At 62.7% G+C, this 15,447-nt stretch carries 17 protein-coding genes and 1 pseudogene; 6 read left to right on the top strand and 12 right to left on the bottom strand.

Annotation, left to right across the window (positions count from 1 at the left end; genetic code table 11):
• Window positions 1–56 precede the first annotated feature (56 nt).
• The 4 genes and pseudogenes from AB4N73_RS18310 (at window position 57) to AB4N73_RS18325 (ending at window position 5,201) form a co-directional block, all read left to right on the top strand.
• Window positions 57–299: an exodeoxyribonuclease VII small subunit gene (locus AB4N73_RS18310; protein ID WP_016772991.1), complete on the top strand. Its 243-nt coding sequence runs from the start codon at window positions 57–59 to the stop codon at window positions 297–299.
• On the top strand, window positions 296–1,183 hold the full coding sequence (ispA, locus tag AB4N73_RS18315) for a (2E,6E)-farnesyl diphosphate synthase (RefSeq protein WP_041477698.1): 888 nt from the start codon (window positions 296–298) through the stop codon (window positions 1,181–1,183). Before AB4N73_RS18310 ends, ispA begins: the two co-directional genes overlap by 4 nt.
• A gap of 91 nt (window positions 1,184–1,274) precedes the next feature.
• Window positions 1,275–3,174, top strand: a pseudogene (gene dxs / locus AB4N73_RS18320) (1-deoxy-D-xylulose-5-phosphate synthase).
• A 140-nt stretch (window positions 3,175–3,314) separates the two neighbouring features.
• Window positions 3,315–5,201: a TonB-dependent receptor domain-containing protein gene (locus AB4N73_RS18325; RefSeq protein ID WP_460142397.1), complete on the top strand. Its 1,887-nt coding sequence runs from the start codon at window positions 3,315–3,317 to the stop codon at window positions 5,199–5,201.
• Window positions 5,202–5,304: 103 nt separating this feature from the next.
• Here AB4N73_RS18325 and AB4N73_RS18330 read toward each other — a convergent pair whose 3' ends face one another.
• From AB4N73_RS18330 to nrdR, 12 genes are all read right to left on the bottom strand, one after another.
• Window positions 5,305–6,105 carry a cobalamin-binding protein gene (locus AB4N73_RS18330; RefSeq protein WP_460142398.1) on the bottom strand — a complete coding sequence of 267 codons (801 nt, stop codon included), beginning with the start codon at window positions 6,103–6,105 and terminating at the stop codon, window positions 5,305–5,307.
• Window positions 6,105–6,524 carry an MFS transporter gene (locus tag AB4N73_RS18335; protein WP_073475718.1) on the bottom strand — a complete coding sequence of 140 codons (420 nt, stop codon included), beginning with the start codon at window positions 6,522–6,524 and terminating at the stop codon, window positions 6,105–6,107. The genes AB4N73_RS18330 and AB4N73_RS18335 overlap by 1 nt, the downstream gene beginning before the upstream one ends.
• Entirely contained in the window at window positions 6,521–7,138 is a 618-nt protein-coding gene (gene ribA / locus AB4N73_RS18340) for a GTP cyclohydrolase II (RefSeq protein WP_460142399.1), read from the bottom strand. The genes AB4N73_RS18335 and ribA overlap by 4 nt, the downstream gene beginning before the upstream one ends.
• A 245-nt stretch (window positions 7,139–7,383) precedes the next feature.
• Window positions 7,384–8,121, bottom strand: coding sequence for a substrate-binding periplasmic protein (locus tag AB4N73_RS18345; protein ID WP_150638367.1), 738 nt, complete (start codon window positions 8,119–8,121; stop codon window positions 7,384–7,386).
• Between the two features lie 25 nt (window positions 8,122–8,146).
• Entirely contained in the window at window positions 8,147–8,650 is a 504-nt protein-coding gene (locus AB4N73_RS18350; RefSeq protein ID WP_039761886.1) for a phosphatidylglycerophosphatase A family protein, read from the bottom strand.
• A complete protein-coding gene (gene thiL / locus AB4N73_RS18355; RefSeq protein ID WP_460142400.1) occupies window positions 8,647–9,612 on the bottom strand; it encodes a thiamine-phosphate kinase in 966 nt (321 codons plus the stop codon). Before thiL ends, AB4N73_RS18350 begins: the two co-directional genes overlap by 4 nt.
• A 27-nt stretch (window positions 9,613–9,639) precedes the next feature.
• Complete coding sequence (nusB, locus tag AB4N73_RS18360) at window positions 9,640–10,140, bottom strand: transcription antitermination factor NusB (RefSeq protein ID WP_024014489.1); 501 nt, start codon at window positions 10,138–10,140, stop codon at window positions 9,640–9,642.
• Window positions 10,137–10,613 (bottom strand): 6,7-dimethyl-8-ribityllumazine synthase, encoded by a 477-nt coding sequence (gene ribH, locus AB4N73_RS18365; protein ID WP_003228649.1) that lies wholly within the window; start codon window positions 10,611–10,613, stop codon window positions 10,137–10,139. The genes nusB and ribH overlap by 4 nt, the downstream gene beginning before the upstream one ends.
• A 90-nt stretch (window positions 10,614–10,703) precedes the next feature.
• Window positions 10,704–11,795 carry a bifunctional 3,4-dihydroxy-2-butanone-4-phosphate synthase/GTP cyclohydrolase II gene (gene ribBA / locus AB4N73_RS18370; protein ID WP_039761895.1) on the bottom strand — a complete coding sequence of 364 codons (1,092 nt, stop codon included), beginning with the start codon at window positions 11,793–11,795 and terminating at the stop codon, window positions 10,704–10,706.
• A gap of 21 nt (window positions 11,796–11,816) precedes the next feature.
• Window positions 11,817–12,479 (bottom strand): riboflavin synthase, encoded by a 663-nt coding sequence (locus AB4N73_RS18375; protein WP_016772981.1) that lies wholly within the window; start codon window positions 12,477–12,479, stop codon window positions 11,817–11,819.
• Window positions 12,480–12,526: 47 nt separating this feature from the next.
• Window positions 12,527–13,660: a bifunctional diaminohydroxyphosphoribosylaminopyrimidine deaminase/5-amino-6-(5-phosphoribosylamino)uracil reductase RibD gene (ribD, locus tag AB4N73_RS18380; RefSeq protein WP_150638362.1), complete on the bottom strand. Its 1,134-nt coding sequence runs from the start codon at window positions 13,658–13,660 to the stop codon at window positions 12,527–12,529.
• The gene (nrdR, locus tag AB4N73_RS18385) at window positions 13,657–14,121 is read right to left on the bottom strand and encodes a transcriptional regulator NrdR (protein ID WP_007910946.1); all 465 of its coding nucleotides are present in this window, start codon (window positions 14,119–14,121) and stop codon (window positions 13,657–13,659) included. Before nrdR ends, ribD begins: the two co-directional genes overlap by 4 nt.
• A 128-nt stretch (window positions 14,122–14,249) precedes the next feature.
• Here nrdR and AB4N73_RS18390 point away from each other — a divergent pair, with 128 nt between their 5' ends.
• Both AB4N73_RS18390 and AB4N73_RS18395 read left to right on the top strand, forming a co-directional pair.
• Window positions 14,250–14,714 (top strand): YbaY family lipoprotein, encoded by a 465-nt coding sequence (locus tag AB4N73_RS18390; protein ID WP_024014493.1) that lies wholly within the window; start codon window positions 14,250–14,252, stop codon window positions 14,712–14,714.
• Entirely contained in the window at window positions 14,711–15,367 is a 657-nt protein-coding gene (locus AB4N73_RS18395; protein WP_460142401.1) for a class I SAM-dependent methyltransferase, read from the top strand. The genes AB4N73_RS18390 and AB4N73_RS18395 overlap by 4 nt, the downstream gene beginning before the upstream one ends.
• Window positions 15,368–15,447: the final 80 nt, after the last annotated feature.

Consider the following 15,447-nt stretch of genomic DNA (forward strand, 5'->3'; position numbering starts at 1 on the left):
TACCCCCCCTATCTGCTAGTGTCGCGCCGGTTTAACGTCTACCGGAAATTGCCGCCATGGCCCGCAAAAAAGCTGCACTGGATTTCGAACAATCCCTCGCCGACCTGCAAACACTGGTCGAGCGTCTGGAGAACGGTGAATTGTCGCTGGAAGACTCGCTGACCGCTTTCGAGCAGGGCATCGGGCTGACCCGTGACTGCCAGGCGGCGCTGGCCCAGGCCGAGCAGAAAGTGCAGGTGCTGCTGGAGCGCGATGGCGAGCTCGCCGAGGAACCCTTCGACGCGGATGAGCCAGAATGATCGCGGCGTATTCGGCGAGCAGTCAGGCCCGGGTCAACGCGGCGCTGGAAACGCTGTTCAACGCGCCGCTGCCGGAACTGGCGCGGCTCTACGAAGCGATGCGCTACAGCGTGATGAACGGCGGCAAGCGCGTGCGCCCGTTGCTGGCTTACGCGGCGTGCGAAGCCCTCGGCGGAAAGGCTGAACAGGCCAGTGGCGCGGCCTGTGCGGTCGAGTTGATCCACGCCTACTCGCTGGTGCATGACGATTTGCCGGCGATGGACGACGACGATCTGCGTCGCGGCCAGCCGACGACCCACAAGAAATTCGACGAAGCCTGCGCGATCCTCGCCGGTGACGGCTTGCAGAGCCTGGCCTTCAGCGCCCTGCTCGACCCGCGCCTGAGCGATTGCAGCAGCGAAATCCGTCTGCAGATGGTCACGGCGCTGGCCCACGCAGCCGGTCCGGCGGGCATGGTCGGTGGCCAGGCCATCGACCTCGGCTCGGTCGGTCTCAAGCTCGATCAAACGGCCCTCGAGCAGATGCACCGACACAAGACCGGCGCGCTGATTGAAGTCAGCGTCAAGCTTGGCGCCCTGGCCAGCGGCCGCGCCCAGCCTGATCAGCTGCAGGCATTGCAGACTTATGCACAGGCCATCGGCCTGGCCTTTCAGGTGCAGGACGACATCCTCGACGTGGAAAGCGACACCGCGACCCTCGGCAAACGTCAGGGCGCCGACATTGCCCGCGACAAACCGACCTACCCGGCCCTGCTCGGCCTCGACGCTGCCAAGGCCTACGCTCTGGAACTGCGCGATCAGGCCCTGCAGGCGCTGCGACCGTTTGACGCGGCTGCCGAGCCGCTGCGCGAGCTGGCGCGGTATATCGTCGAGCGGCGCAACTGACGGCGTATCGGCCAAAAAAGACCAACGCGTGGGCAGGGGCCGATGCATCAGGTAAACTGCCGCATCTTTTATACCTATAACGATTCGCCTGATGCCCACGACGTTTCATGAGATTCCCCGCAAGCGCCCGACCACGCCCCTGCTCGACCGCGCGAACACGCCGGACGGCCTGCGCCGGTTAGGCGAAGCCGAGCTGGAAACCCTGGCCGATGAGTTGCGCCTGGAATTGCTCTACACGGTCGGCCAGACCGGTGGGCATTTCGGTGCCGGCCTGGGCGTGATCGAGCTGACCATCGCGCTGCATTACGTCTTCGACACCCCGGACGACCGTCTGCTGTGGGACGTCGGGCATCAGGCGTATCCGCACAAGATCCTCACCGGTCGCCGCGAACGCATGGCCAGCCTGCGTCAGAAGGACGGCATTGCCGCATTCCCGCGCCGCTCCGAGAGCGAGTACGACACCTTTGGCGTCGGCCACTCCAGCACTTCGATCAGCGCCGCGCTGGGCATGGCCATTGCCGCCCGCCTGCAGGACAGCGATCGCAAGGCCATCGCCGTGATCGGTGACGGCGCGCTGACCGCCGGCATGGCCTTCGAGGCGCTCAACCATGCGCCGGAAGTCAACGCCAACATGCTGGTGATTCTCAACGACAACGATATGTCGATCTCGCGCAACGTCGGCGGATTGTCGAATTATCTGGCGAAGATCCTTTCCAGCCGCACCTACGCGAGCATGCGCGAGGGCAGCAAGAAAGTCCTTTCGCGCCTGCCCGGCGCACTGGGAAATCGCCCGTCGTACCGAAGAATATGCCAAAGGCATGCTGGTCCCCGGCACCCTCTTCGAAGAGCTGGGCTGGAATTACATCGGCCCGATCGACGGCCACGACCTGCCAACCTTGATCGCCACGCTGCGCAACATGCGCGATCTCAAAGGCCCGCAGTTCCTGCACATCGTCACCAAGAAAGGCAAAGGCTTCGCCCCGGCGGAAGTCGACCCGATCGGTTACCACGCCATCACCAAACTCGAACCACTGGACGCCCCCGCTGCTGCGCCGAAAGCCGCCAGCGGGCCGAAGTATTCGGCGGTGTTTGGCGAGTGGCTGTGTGACATGGCGGTGGCTGACGCTCGTCTGGTCGGGATCACCCCGGCGATGAAGGAAGGCTCGGATCTGGTGGCGTTCAGCGAGCGTTTCCCGGAGCGTTATTTCGATGTGGCGATTGCCGAGCAGCACGCGGTAACGTTCGCCGCCGGCATGGCCTGCGAAGGCGCGAAGCCGGTGGTGGCGATCTATTCGACATTCCTGCAACGCGGTTACGACCAGTTGGTACACGACGTCGCGGTGCAGAACCTCGACGTGCTGTTCGCCATCGACCGCGCCGGTCTGGTCGGCGAAGACGGCCCGACCCACGCTGGCAGCTATGACCTTTCGTACCTGCGCTGCATCCCGGGCATGGTGATCATGACCCCGAGCGATGAAAACGAATTGCGCAAGATGCTCACCACCGGCCACCTCTATAACGGCCCGGCGGCAGTGCGTTACCCGCGTGGCAGCGGGCCGAACGCAGTCATTGAAAAAGATCTCGAAGCGATCGAAATCGGCAAGGGCATTGTCCGTCGTCAGGGCAGCACAGTCGCCATGCTGGTGTTCGGCGTGCAACTGAGCGAAGCCTTGAAAGTCGCCGAGAAGCTCGACGCCACCGTGGTCGACATGCGTTTCGTCAAACCGCTGGATGAAGCGCTGGTGCGCGAGATCGCCGGCAACCACGAGTTGCTGGTGACTATCGAAGAGAACGCAATCATGGGCGGCGCCGGTGGCGCGGTCAGCGAATTCCTCGCCCGCGAGAACATCCTCAAGTCGATGCTGCATCTGGGCTTGCCGGATATCTATGTCGAGCATGCGAAACCGGCGCAGATGCTCGCCGAGTGCGGGCTGGATGAGGCCGGGATCGAAGCGTCGATTCGCCAGCGGCTGGATTTGCTCAACTGCTGACGCAATCCCTTGTAGGAGCTGCCGAAGGCTGCGATCTTTTGATCTTGCTCTTCGGCAGCTCCGGAACCTTTAAAAAGCAAAATCAAAAGATCGCAGCCTTCGGCAGCTCCTACATGGTTTTGCAAAGACCATAGATTGCCATGAACCTCTCCCGCCTCGCCCTGCCCTTCCTCCTGCTGCCAACCGCAAGCGCTGTCGCCGACACCTTCGAGCGCGATCAGGCGCTGAAGCTGCCGGACACGCTGATCAGCGCCAATCGTCAGGTCGAGGCGCGCAACGACAGCAGCGCCGCCAACACCGTGTTCACCCGCGAAGACATTGATCGCCTGCAACCAAGCGACGTGCCCGATCTGCTGCGTCGCGTGCCCGGCGTGCAAGTGGCGCAGACTGGCGGGCGCGGCAGTCTGCCGGGGATCTACATTCGCGGCACGCAATCGGCGCAGAGCCTGGTGCTGGTCGATGGCCAGCGCATCGGCAATTCGACTTCCGGCGACAGTAATCTGCAACATCTGAACATCGAGCAGATCGAGCGAGTCGAAGTGCTGCGCGGCTCGCGCTCGGTGATTTATGGCAGCGACGCGATTGGCGGGGTGATCCAGATCTTCACCCGACGCGGCACTGGGCAAGGCTTGCAGCCACGCCTGCATCTGGGCTTCGGCAGTCAGCAGACATGGGAGCGCAGCCTCGGCTTGTCCGGCGGCGACGAGAAGACCCGCTTCAACCTCGGCGCCAGCCTCGACGAAACGGCCGGGATCGACCGTACCCACGAGTCGTATCCAAGCGACAGCGACCATGACGCCTACCGCAACAAATCCCTGAGTCTGAGCCTCAGCCACGCGCTGAACGAGGACATCGAAGTCGGCGCCAATCTGCTGGATAACCGTGGCAGGAGCGAATTCGACAATCCGTTCGGCCGCGTCGACATGGACACGTTTGAGTCGGTGCAACAGCAGCCGTACAGCGACTTCAATATCAGTAGCGTGAGCAGTTACGTCGATGCGCGGGTCAACGAAACCTGGAAAACCCGCGTCGAATTCGGCCACAGCGAAAACCGCGAGAAGACTTTCGACAAGCTCAGTGACGAGCGCACGGTGTTCAACACCTATCGCGACTCAGTGAACTGGCAGAACGACCTGACGCTCGACCCGCGCAACAGCCTGATCCTCGGTGGTGACTGGTACGAAGACCGGATCAACAGCAGCACTGCGTTCGACGAGGACAGCCGCTGGAATCGCGCAGCGTTCATCCAGCATCGCTATCAGGCCGACAGCTTCTCCACCGAGATCGGCGTGCGCCACGACGACAACCAGCAGTTCGGCAGCCAGAACACTTGGAGCGGCACTTTCACCCTGCCGCTCAATCCGGATAACGACGTGCTGCTGAGCTACAGCGAAGGTTTCCGCGCGCCGACCTTCAACGACCTGTACTACCCGGATTTCAGCAATCCCGACCTGAAACCGGAAACCTCAAAAAGCTACGAACTGCAATGGCGCAGCCAATTGAGCGACAGCGCGCGGCTCGAGGCCTCGATTTACCGCACCGATCTGCAAGACGCGATCATCTTCGGTAGCAACTCACGCCCGCAGAACGTTGCGTCAGCGCGCATCAACGGTTTTGAAGCAGCGCTGAAGCAGGAGCTGTTTGGCTGGCAGAGCAATCTCGGCGTGGCAATCATTGACCCGCGAGATCGCGATACCGGGCATACGCTGGCGCGACGGGCGCGGCGCACGGCCAGTTGGGATCTTGACCGGCAGTTCGATCGCTTGGGAGTGGGCGCCAGTTGGCAGTTGGTCAGTGGCAGTTACGATGATTTGAACAACACCCAGTCGCTGGGCGGCTACGGCACGCTCGGGCTGCGCAGCAGTTGGGCGTTGAGCCGTGAGATCAAGCTGGATCTGAAGGTGGATAACTTGCTGGACAAGGGCTACAGCCGGGCGAATTACAGCTATGACGGCGTGCAGTATGGCTATCGTGAGGAAGGTCGGGCGTGGATGTTCGGAGTGACATGGACCCCTGAAGTTCACTGATTCCCTGTAGGAGCTGCCGAAGGCTGCGATCTTTTGACCTTGCTTTTGAAGGTGCCAAGAGCGCTGAAGATCAAGATCAAAAGATCGCAGCCTTCGGCAGCTCCTACATGTCCGGCGCGATCGATTGGCAAAGCTTGGCGGTGGCGCTGATCATCTGCCCGCTCGGTCGCTCAAGGCCTTTGTCAGTGACCAATAGCAGTCTCCCCTGCCTGACCGCCGCCACCTGCGGCCAGGCCTTCCACGCCCCTAGCTGCGCCTGATCACCTGCGACAATCACCTCGGGATCACGCTGCAATACCGCCTCGATACTCACCTGTGGTGCCGGCAGTTTCAGCTCGGCGAAGATATTGCGCGCGCCGCACACCTCAAGCGCATCGCTGATGATCTGCCCTCCCCCGACGGTGTACAGCGGCTTGTCCCAGACCTGATAAAACACCCGCAGCGGCACATCACGACGATAACGCTGGCGCAGATCATTCAGCTGCTCGCGCAATTCGGCGGCTCGTTTCGCCCCACGTTCAGGACGCCCCAGCTGTTTGCTGATCGCTTCAATTTGCGTCGCCAGTTGCGTCAACTTGTGCGGCTCGGCGACGAAGGTCGGAATGTTCAGACGTTTGAGCTGATCACGCTGCCCGGCGCCGACGCTGCCGGGCCAGAGCAGCAGCAAATCCGGTTTCAGGCTGAGCAAGCGCTCCATGTCGAGCTGACCGTAGCGCCCCACAGACGCAACATCGGCAATTGCCGGCGGCCGCTCGCCCGCATCCAGCACGCCGACCAACAGGTCGGCAGAGTCCAGCTCAACGACGATTTCGGAAAGCGACGGAGCGAGGCTGACCACCCGCAATGCGGCCGGAACCTGACTGCTCAGGGCGAGCAGCACAACCGCCAGCCACAGGCGATGCATCAACCGAGTTGACGCGGAATACGGTAGAGGTAGAACAGCACGGCGGTGGACAGCGCCAGCAGCATCAACGGCACGGCTTCGAGGCCGACGAACACCGCCAGTGCGCCAATCCAGGCCGGCAAGGACGCTACCAGCAACGCCGTACGCCGACGCGCCGCAAGAGCAATCCAGGCGGCGGGTTCTTCGGCGGTATCGAGGGCTTTTTGCGTGGCGATCAGGGCGTGTTTGTAGCGGGCGAAATACTTCAGGCTGACAAACATCGAGGCGACGCCGGCGATGAACAAGGGCATTGCCAGCACTGGCAACAGGCCCTGGCCTTCACCGAACAGCGCGTTGAGCACGAACAGCGGCAACAGCGCCAGCGCCAGGTATTGCCACCAGGCCACCGACAACCGCCGCCGCACCTGGCCGCGGGTCACGCGCGGTCGACCTCGCCCTGGTGCTCGTTGCCCATCATGTGGTCGAGCTTGCTGGCCTTGGTCGCCAGGTAGAGTTTGTTGTGCGGATTGTGCCCGGTGTGCAGCGGCACGCGCTCGGCGACGACGATGCCCATGTCGGTCAGCGCTTTGACCTTGCGCGGGTTGTTGGTCATCAGGCGCAGGGATTTCACGCCCAGATGCTCAAGCATCGGCAGGCACATGGCGTAGTCGCGCTGATCGGCGGCAAAGCCCAGACGCTCGTTGGCTTCGACGGTATCGGCGCCGCCGTCCTGCAATTCATAGGCGCGGATCTTGTTCAGCAGCCCGATGCCGCGCCCTTCCTGACGCAGATACAGCAGCACGCCACGGCCTTCGCGGGCGATCGACTGCAAAGCTGCCTCCAATTGCGAGCCGCAGTCGCAACGCTGGCTGAACAAGGCATCGCCGGTCAGGCATTCGGAATGCAGACGACCGAGTACCGGGGCGCCATCGGCAATTTCACCGAGGCTCAGCACGACGTGCTCACGCCCGGTGCTCTCATCGAGAAAGCCGTGCATGGTGAATTGCGCAAAAGGCGTTGGCAGCTTGGAAGCGGCGACGAAGACGACAGGCACCGATGTGCTCCTGATCTAGAAGACTGAAAATTCGCAGGCCGGCATTGTAACAGCAGGTTCCTGTAGACGCTTAGGCTGAATTATCGGGCATAAACATCAAAAAGTTTGATGACAGCTGCCGCCAGCACCGCCGCTCCCTGTAGGAGCTGTCGAGTGCAACGAGGCTGCGATCTTTTGATCTGGCTTGATATCAAGATCAAAAGATCGCAGCGTGCCGCAGCTCCTACAGGGATTTGCGCTGGGCTTCAGTTCGGGTTGAACGGATACGGCTGCTTCCACCTCTCGAAGACCGGCTTCAGCTCTCCGCTCTTGACCAGTTCCGCCATGCGCCGGTCATACAGCGCCATCAACGCGCGAGCCTGTGGGGTATCGGCGAAACCGAGAAACAGCGGCAACTCAGCCAGATGCGAATAGCGATACTGCGCCGGATCCGCGGCATCGCGCACGACCGCTTCAATCTCGGTCAGCGCATCGATGTAGTAATCCGCCCGGCCCTGCTTGAGCATCAGCAGAATGCCGGTGCGCCGTTCGATCTGGTTGAAGCGCTGGATGTTCGGCAAGTAGTTTTCGTAACGGTAGCCGCGCACCCAGGCCAAACGGTATCTGCCCAGGGTCGCCAGGGTCGGCGGCGGGCTGCTGGCCAGGCCCAGCGCGTAGATGTGATCAGAATCGAACTTCGATTGCGGGTACAGCACGTGCTCGGCTTCGTCACGGTAGGAGCCAACCAGTGCGTCGACTTCCTTCAACTGCACCAGCCCGATCGAACGGGTGTACGGCACCGTGCGGATATCCAGCTTGACCCCGGCCGGCTCGAACACTTTGCGCAACACGTCCCAGGCCAGACCGTGACCATCGGCGGCGGTGTAATCCTCCCAGTCTTCGCTGGCCAGGTGGATGACCGCAGGCACAGGCGCGGCGGCCTGCGCGTGGGCGAACGTGCCCAGCAGAGCCAGAAGCAGCAGCGCCAACCCGCGTCGCAGCATTGCGTGGTTCCTCACGTGAGTCGAATCAGGCGAATACCCATACCAGCCCTTGCATCGCCAGCCAGGCGAACACACCGGCCAGCACGTCGTCGAGCATGATGCCGACGCCGCCATGCACATGCTTGTCGATCCAGCGGATCGGCCACGGCTTGAGAATATCGAAGAAGCGGAACACCAGAAAACCCGCGAGCAACCAGTACCAGCCTTCCGGCACCAGCCACAGGGTGATCCACATGCCGACCATTTCGTCCCAGACAATGCCTTCGTGGTCGTGCACGCGCAAATCGTCAGCGACTTTGCCGCACAGCCAGAAGCCGAACAGCATGGTGATGCCAAGCATCAGCCAGTAGCCCCAGTCGGGCAGCATCTGCCACAGCGGAATGAACGGCAGCGCCACCAGCGAGCCCCACGTGCCCGGCGCTTTAGGCAAGGTGCCGGAGCCGAAGCCGAACGCGAGGAAATGCCACGGATTGCGCCAGACCGAGGGAGGCACGAATTCGGCAGGGACCTGTTTCGGGTGATCTGTCACGGTGTCTCCTGAAAATGTTGGTAGCCGCGAATCTGCGGAGTGATGTCGCGTCGGTCGCGGTCCAGCAGCAGCACGCCCTGGCCCGGCAGCACTTGCCCGATCACATGGATCGGCCAGCCGTCGGCCAGCAGTGCCGGCAACTCGGCGGACGGCAAGGTGAAGGCCAGTACGTAATCATCACCACCGCTCAATGCCGCGCGCTCGGCACCGCGCTGGCCGAGAAACGCGACTAAAGCATCCGACAACGGTACACGCTCGCGTTCAATCTCAAGTCGCACCTTCGACGCCAGCGCGATATGCCCGCAATCGGCGAGCAGGCCGTCGGAGATGTCCAGTGCCGCCGTGGCCTTGCCGCGCAGGGCCTGACCGAGCGCCAGTTGCGGCTGTGGCGACCAGTAATGCTCGAGCAGCGGCTGGGCGATATGCGCTTCGGCATCACGTTGAGCCAATACCAGCGGCAAGGCGCCGGCCGCATTGCCCAGTTCGCCGCCGACGCAGAGCAGATCACCGGCCTGCGCACCGCTGCGGGTCAAGGCCTGGCCAGCGGGTACGCGGCCGAACACGGTGACCGTCAGGCTCAACGGCCCGCGCGTGGTATCGCCGCCGACCAGGGCAACGCCGCAGCTTTGCGCCATGCGGTTCAAACCCCGGGCATAGGCTTGCAGCCAATCGGCAGTTACCGTCGGTAAGGTCAGGGCAAGGGTAAAGGCAACGGGCGCGGCGCCCATGGCGGCCAGGTCACTGACCGCGACGGCCAGCGAGCGCTGACCGAGCAGAAACGGATCGCAGGGGTCGGCGAAATGCACACCGGCCACCAGCGTATCGGTGGAAACCGCCAGCTGTTCCCCAGCGGGAACCGCCAGCAAGGCGCAGTCGTCGCCGATCCCCAGAGCAACGCCTTCGCCGCCCTGCGCACAAGGCGCGGCGGCGAAGAAATTGCGGATCAGCTCAAACTCGCCCATGGCCGAGAAAAAGTATTCAAGCGCCGATCAGCGCTTGAACGCCTTCACTTCAGCTTCACGCAGGCGCGGGGCCAGCTTGTCGAGCACACCGTTGACGAACTTGTGGCCGTCGGTCGAACCGAACACCTTGGCCAGTTCGATACCTTCGTTGATCACAACGCGGTACGGCACGTCGACGCGCTTGAGCAGTTCCCAGGTCGACAGGCGCAGAACCGCCAGTTCAACCGGGTCCAGCTCTTCGATCGCCAGATCCAGGCACGGCGTCAGGGCGGTGTCGATTTCGGTCTTGAACTGCGGAACCCCGTGAAGGATTTCACGGAAGTAGGCACCGTCAACATCGGTGAAATCGTTATCAACGCGAAACTGCGCTTCGATCTCGTTCAGCGATTGCCGGGCCATATGCCACTGGTACAGCGCTTGAGTGGCGAGCTGACGGGCTTCGCGACGCTTGGCGCTTTTCGACGGCTTGCCGGCGTCCGCAGGTTTCGGATCGCGCGGGTTGAAACGATCGCTTTCGTCGCTAATCACTTGGCCTCCAACTGCGCCAGCAGGCTGACCATTTCCAGAGCGGACAGGGCAGCTTCGGCACCTTTGTTACCGGCCTTGGTGCCGGAACGTTCGATGGCTTGCTCGATGGAATCGACGGTCAGCACGCCGAACGCGACCGGTACGCCGAACTCCATGGAGACCTGGGCCAGGCCTTTGGTGCACTCGCCAGCGACGTATTCGAAGTGCGGAGTACCGCCACGAATGACCGCGCCGAGGGCGATGATCGCTGCGAACTCGCCTTTCTGGGCGACTTTCTGCGCAACCAGCGGGATTTCGAAGGCGCCCGGTGCGCGGATGATGGTGATGTCGCTTTCGCTCACGCCGTGGCGAACCAGGGCATCAACGGCACCGCTGACCAGGCTTTCAACCACGAAGCTGTTGAAGCGGCCCACTACCAGAGCGTAGCGGCCTTTGGGGGCGATGAAGGTACCTTCGATGGTCTTCAGGGTCATTCGTCAGTTCTCTTAAAGAGCCGGGACGCGTCTGCTACGCGCCCCTCAGTGATTATTTGCCGCGAATCGGAGTCCGGAAACAGCCGGTCATTATTCGGAGGGCACGTATTCTACAACTTCCAGATCGAAACCGGATATCGCATTGAACTTCATTGGTGCCGACATCAAGCGCATTTTGCGCACGCCGAGGTCACGCAGGATCTGCGAACCGGCACCGACAATGCTGTAAGTGGTCGGTTTTTTCGGCGCTGCCTGCTCACCGGTTTCACGGATATGCGCCAGCAGCACGTCGCCATCGAGCGGGTGACCGAGCAGCAGCACCACACCGCTGCCGGCCTCGGCGACCGCAGCCATGGCGGCGCGGAGGCTCCAGCGGCCCGGTTGCTTGACCATCAGCAGGTCGCGCAGCGGGTCCATGTTGTGCACGCGAACCAGCGTCGGCTCCTCAGCGCAGACAGTGCCCAGCGTCAGGGCCATGTGCACGTCGCCTTCCACCGAATCACGATAGGTCACCAGGTTGAATTGGCCCAGTTCGCTGTCCAGCGGCTGCTCGGCAATCCGCTGAACGGTACGTTCGTGGATCATCCGGTAGTGAATCAGGTCGGCGATGGTGCCGATCTTGATGTTGTGTTCGGCGGCGAATGCTTCGAGTTCAGCGCGACGGGACATGGTGCCGTCGTCGTTCATCACTTCGCAGATCACCCCGCTCGGCTCGAAACCGGCCATGCGCGCCAGGTCGCAAGCGGCTTCGGTGTGGCCGGCGCGAGCGAGGGTGCCGCCGGCCTGGGCCATCAGCGGGAAAATGTGACCCGGGCTGACGATGTCTTCAGCCTTGGCGTCTTTGGCGGCTGCCGCTTGCACGGTGCGCGCGCGATCGGCGGCGGAGATGCCGGTGGTCACGCCTTCGGCGGCTTCGATCGAAACGGTGAACTTGGTGCCGAAACCGGAACCGTTGCGCGGCGCCATCAGCGGCAGCTTCAACAGTTCGCAGCGCTCGCGGCTCATCGGCATGCAGATCAGGCCACGGGCGTGCTTGGCCATGAAGTTGATGTGTTCGGCCTGGCAGCATTCGGCGGCCATGATCAGGTCGCCTTCGTTCTCGCGGTCTTCGTCATCCATGAGGATGACCATCTTGCCTTGGCGGATGTCTTCAACCAGTTCTTCGATGCTATTGAGCGCCACAAGGCACCCCCTTCTTTTGAATTATTTGAGGTAGCCGTTTTGGGCCAGAAAGCTTTCGGTGATGGTGCTGCCGGCGGTCTTTTCTGCAGCCTTGTCACCCAGCAGCAGACGCTCCAGATAACGCGCCAGCAGGTCGACTTCCAGATTCACCCGGCGGCCCGGCTTGTAAGAAGCCATGATGGTTTCGCTGAGGGTGTGCGGAATGATCGTCAGCATGAATTCGGCGCCATCGACTTCGTTCACGGTCAGGCTGGTGCCGTCGACGGTGATCGAGCCTTTATGGGCGATGTACTTGGCCAGTTCTTTCGGCGCGCGGATGCGAAATTCCACGGCGCGGGCGTTGTCGCTGCGCGAGACCACTTCGCCGACACCATCGACGTGACCGCTGACCAGATGCCCGCCAAGGCGAGTGGTCGGGGTCAGGGCTTTTTCCAGATTGACCGGGCTGCCGCTTTTCAGATCATTCATGGCGGTGCAATCAAGGGTTTCGCGGCTGACGTCGGCGGCAAAGCCGTCGCCCGGCAACTCGACGGCGGTCAGGCAAACGCCGTTGACCGCGATGCTGTCGCCGAGTTTGACGTCACTCAGATCGAGCTTGCCGGTTGCGACGTGCACCCGCACATCACCGCCCTTTGGGGTCAGTGCGCGGATACTGCCGATGGATTCGATGATGCCGGTGAACATGGGGTTCTCCTTGAGAACGAGGCCAGCGCTAACGCAATGGCCGGGAATTATACGCGGGCTGAAGGCACAGGGATCGCAGTGACTCGCCAGTCATCGCCCACCGCACGGATTTCAGTGATTTTCAGCTCTGGCGCGTCTTTCATCTGCGCCAGCGGCCAGTCGAGCAGCGGACGCGCCGTGGAGCCGAGGAATTTGCCGGCAATGAAGATCACGAATTCGTCGACCAGACCCAATTGCGCAAAGGCACCGGCCAGACGCGGCCCGGCCTCGACCAGCACCTCGTTGGTGCCTCGATTGGCCAGTTCGATGAGCAATTGATGCAGATCGACCTGGCCGTCGGCACCCGGCACTATCAGGCATTCCGGGCCATTGGCGTATTGCTCTTCCACTGCGACACAGGTGGCGACCAGCGCCGGCCCGGCCTTGAAGAACGGCGCATCCAGCGGCACTCGCAGGCGGCCATCGATCAATACGCGCAATGGCGGGCGGCTCATGGCCAGCGCGGTTTGCTCACTGTCCAGACCGAGTTCGTCAGCGCGTACGGTCAAGCGTGCGCCATCGGCCAGCACCGTGTCGGCGCCGGTCAGCACTACCGCCGCCTCAGCGCGCAAACGCTGCACCGCCGAACGCGCCGCCGGGCCGGTGATCCATTGGCTCTCGCCGCTTTCCATCGCCGTGCGCCCGTCGAGGCTCATGGCCAACTTGACCCGCACGAACGGCAAGCCATGTTCCATGCGTTTCAGAAAACCTTGATTGAGCTTGCGTGCTTCCGCTTCCAGCACCCCACTTTCAGTGGCGATACCGGCCTCGGCCAGGCGCTGCAAACCGCGCCCGGCGACTTGTGGATTGGGATCACGCATCGCCGCCACGACACGGGCAACGCCAGCAGTCACCAAGGCATCAGCACACGGCGGCGTGCGGCCATGGTGGCTGCAAGGTTCGAGGGTGACGTACGCCGTGGCGCCCCGGGCCTGCTCGCCAGCGGCGCGCAGGGCGTGGACTTCCGCATGGGGTTCGCCGGCGCGCTCATGCCAGCCTTCGCCGACAATCTGGCCGTCACGCACCACCACGCAACCGACCCGCGGATTGGGGTGGGTGGTGTAGTGGCCCTTGCGCGCCAGTTCCAGTGCGCGGGCCATGAAATGGGCGTCGAGGATCGCCTGCTCGGCGGCGGTGGTCATTCTTTCACCGGTTCGCGGGCGAGGCGGTCGATCTCTTCGCGGAATTCATTGAGGTCCTGGAAGCGCTTGTACACCGAGGCAAAACGGATATAGGCGACTTCATCGAGTTTTTGCAGCTCGGCCATCACCAGCTCGCCGACCACGAGGGATTTGACCTCGCGTTCGCCGGTGGCGCGCAGCTTGTGCTTGATGTGGACCAGAGAGGATTCGAGGCGCTCGACGCTGACCGGACGTTTCTCCAGCGCGCGTTGCATGCCGGCGCGGAGTTTTTCTTCGTCGAACGGTTGGCGGCTGCCGTCGGTTTTGATCAGGCGCGGCAACACCAGTTCGGCCGTCTCGAACGTCGTGAAACGTTCGCCGCAGGCCAGGCATTCACGCCGGCGGCGCACCTGTTCGCCCTCGGCGACCAGACGCGAGTCGATGACCTTGGTGTCGTTGGCTCCGCAGAAGGGACAGTGCATGGTGGCTGGCAACAAAAAATGGGAGGGCCATGGTAGCGCATCCCCGTGGCAAGACAAGCCATAGGCTTTGCGGTATACAGAACGGCATGATCGTCTGATCCATGGAATTCATTCTGCCGGAGCCTCCAATGCCGTTACGTCCGCTCGTTCTGCTCAGTCTTTTCAGCCTGCTGGTGGCCTGTGGCAGCGACGCACCCAAGCCGCAACCGCCGACCCCGGGCCCCGCGCCGCAGCAGGCGCAGAAAAAAGCCAAAGAGGCTGCCGAACTCGGCCCGCTGCCGGCGCATCAGCGCGAATTGAGCGGCAGCCTGCAAGGGGTGCCGGCCGGCGCCGAAGTCGAACTGGCGCTGCTGGTGATCGATGAAAAGGACCGCCCACAGCAACTGCTCGCCAGTTCCAGCCTGATCGGCAACAACCAGATCCTGCCGTTTCACCTGCGCTTCAACCCCGAGGCATTTCCGGCCGGCGCGCGGGTTGAGCTGCGCGGTCGCGCCAGCCAGTCCGGGCAACTGATCCTGCACCTGCCGTCGCAGACCATCACCCAACCGACCACTCAGGCGTTGGGCCAGCTGCAATTCGTCAAAGCGCCATGACAGCACCGCTCGACCTGCAACAGGCCTTGGGGGAATTGCTCGGCGACGCCACACTGAAAGCCTGCGCGTTACCGGGAACTGATTTGCAGCTGTGGTTGATCGACGGCGACAACATGGCCCGCGAATTCAGCCAGGAAGAAACCCGGCGCATCCTGCATGAACCGCCGTATTGGAGCTTTTGCTGGGCCAGCGGCCTGGCCGTGGCGCGTTATCTGGCACAGTTTCCAGAGTGGGTGCGCGGCAAGCGCGTGCTGGATTTCGGCGCTGGTTCCGGGATTGCCGGGATCGCGGCGGTGAAGGCCGGGGCGCTGGAAGTGGTGGCGTGCGATCTCGATCCGTTGGCGATCGCCGCTTGCCGGGCAAATGCCGAGCTCAATGCTGTGCAGATGAGCTACTCGACGGATTTCTTTGCCGAGGCCGATCGCTTCGATCTGATCCTGGTCGCCGACGTGCTGTACGACCGGGCGAACTTGCCGCTGCTCGACGCGTTTCTCACTCGCGGACGCGAGGCGCTGGTGGCGGATTCACGGGTGCGGGATTTTCGGCATCCGTTGTATGAGCGAATTGAAGTGCTCGAGGCGATGACCTTGCCGGATCTGGCCGAGCCTGAGGAATTCAGACATGTCAGCCTCTACCATGCTCGGCGTGATTGACGCCGCCAAAAGATCGCAGCCTTCGGCAGCTCCTACTCTCGATCGCGTACCCCTGTAGGAGCTGCCGAAGGCTGCGATCT

Source organism: Pseudomonas sp. S3_B08 (genome assembly GCF_054667725.1).